The sequence below is a fragment of the Salipiger aestuarii genome (genome assembly GCF_003259905.1).
Lineage (GTDB): Bacteria > Pseudomonadota > Alphaproteobacteria > Rhodobacterales > Rhodobacteraceae > Salipiger > Salipiger aestuarii.
On record NZ_QLMG01000111.1, the window covers coordinates 1 to 1,908 of the forward strand.

2 protein-coding genes are annotated in these 1,908 nt (G+C 60.1%); one reads left to right on the forward strand and one right to left on the reverse strand.

What is annotated here, in order from left to right:
• Positions 1-73: 73 nt before the first annotated feature.
• Entirely contained in the window at positions 74-748 is a 675-nt protein-coding gene (locus ATI53_RS22720) for a hypothetical protein (protein WP_146610013.1), read from the reverse strand.
• 266 nt (positions 749-1,014) lie between these two features.
• On the opposite strand from ATI53_RS22720, the gene ATI53_RS23095 reads away from it, so the two are divergent.
• The gene (locus tag ATI53_RS23095; protein ID WP_146610014.1) at positions 1,015-1,827 is read left to right on the forward strand and encodes a hypothetical protein; all 813 of its coding nucleotides are present in this window, start codon (positions 1,015-1,017) and stop codon (positions 1,825-1,827) included.
• Positions 1,828-1,908 lie beyond the last annotated feature (81 nt).

Genomic DNA, 1,908 nt, shown 5'->3' on the forward strand with positions numbered 1-1,908 from the left:
CGCTGACCGCCCCCAAGCCCCTTACCAGATGTGTGGAAGATTGCGCGCTGCCATTGGCAGCGCGCTTTTTCGTTCATTCTCCGAAGAGATCCCGCTCGTAGACCTTACCTTTGGCGAGGCCGAGTTTCATCGCGGGCGTTCGCTTCGTGTCGCGCGATCCCATCCAGTTGTGATGGAATCGGCAGATCTCGATGATCTTGACCGGCATCTCGGGCTTGTAGAGGAAGTGCCGATCCCAGGCGCGTCCATTCGCGCTTGGCGTGGAGACCGGCCGTGAGGCCAGCCGCACATTGCTGCGAATCTTGTGGAAATAGCTATCCACGCTCCGCAGCGTGGCGAGACGCATCAACCGTGCGCATCGTTCCGTTGAGAGCTCTGGTCGGTCCGTTTCGAGATCAATGACACGGGAGGGTTCCGACTTCGTGTGGTAGGGCCACTCCAAGGGAGAGCCGAGAGCCCGGCCAGCAAGCCGCTTTACGATTTCCCTGCCGATCTCCTCGTTCAATACGAACTCCGGCAGGCTGTCGAGTTGCTGTGCCGTCAGGTTGAGGTCGTTGCGCAGGTCTTTCCGCCCCTTGGCATAGAGACCCTCGCGGGTGTCGTTGACCCCGTATTTTCCGAAGGACACTGTGGCCACATCCACCAGGCCCGCGGCGTCCTCTGGCGCGAAGGCGGCGAGGAAGGTTTTGCTGAGACCGGCGTCGCCGTCCTGGACGAAGAAGAAGCGGCTGTCGGATTTCGACACCATCCGGCGGAGCATCAGTGCGTGGGCATGTGGGCATATTGCTGGATATCCCCTGGCGCACGAGGCCGCCTTCATGGGGCAGTTGAAGGCCGAGATCGACGTCCGCGAGGATCTCGACGCCGGCGGTGATGTCGCCGAGATATTTCTTGAACTCGGAAGCCGTCCAGAGACGTCCATGGCGGCCGCCAACAGCGGTCCTTCGCCAGGACTTCATTGGCTGACATGTCGACCTCGATCTGCGCCATGTCGCCCGCAGGGTCGAATTGGAGATGCCCGAGGACGATGAAGCCGGAGTTCGCGTGCGCGGTGCAGAGGTGCTGCACGGACACGGAGGCACGCTTCTTGCGGTTGCGCCAGTTGAGCGTCAGCGTCTGGCTGTCCGTCGCAAAGCGGCGGCCATACCTCTCCCAGTCGACATCGCGGAGATCACCTTCCCGCCTATCGGTGAACCCTCGAACCCGATCGTAGATGAAGTCGATCTTCCGATAGACATCACGCAGCGCGACATCGGCGATCTCCGTGATCTTCGGCAGGGAGGTCCCGTGAACAAGCAGTTTCAGGATCTGCCCGTTCTTCGATTGCCGGCGATGGTTGCGCGCTGGATGCCCGATCGTGACGGTCGATCGGCACCTTTTGCAGGCATATCCTTGATGGCCGGCTTTCGTCCGACCGCTCTTCCAGTAGAGCTCCGGCCATGTCTCCAACGTCTTCCCGTGAGAAGGGCATCCCCCATTGCTGCACGCCTTTCCATGGAAGCGTTACAACCGCCGAAGGCGTGTGTATTCTTAACGCTGGATTCTTTCCCGCAAGAGCCGCACTCGAAGTATTTGTTGTCGGCTGATCCGCCGACTCTTCCCCGCGGGAAGTTGGCATTCGCGGAGCCCAGCTTTCAGTCCCCGACCATCCCGGGGATCGGGACGAACGCCGAAATGGGCGCATTGTGGGTTCCGGCAAAAGTTCACATCCACCCCGAAAAACGGGAGTGGAAGCCGTCTCTTTCCGGCTGTCGCAGATTTTTGCGGGACAGACTTCACCTGAACCTGACACCTCCATTTCAGAGTTCCGTCAAGCTAAGTTTCTAAGGAAAGGATTGGCCACGATGTGGCCAACCGAAGTATTTTTTCCACACATCTGGTAAGGGGCTTGGATCCGTCGCGGCGCCC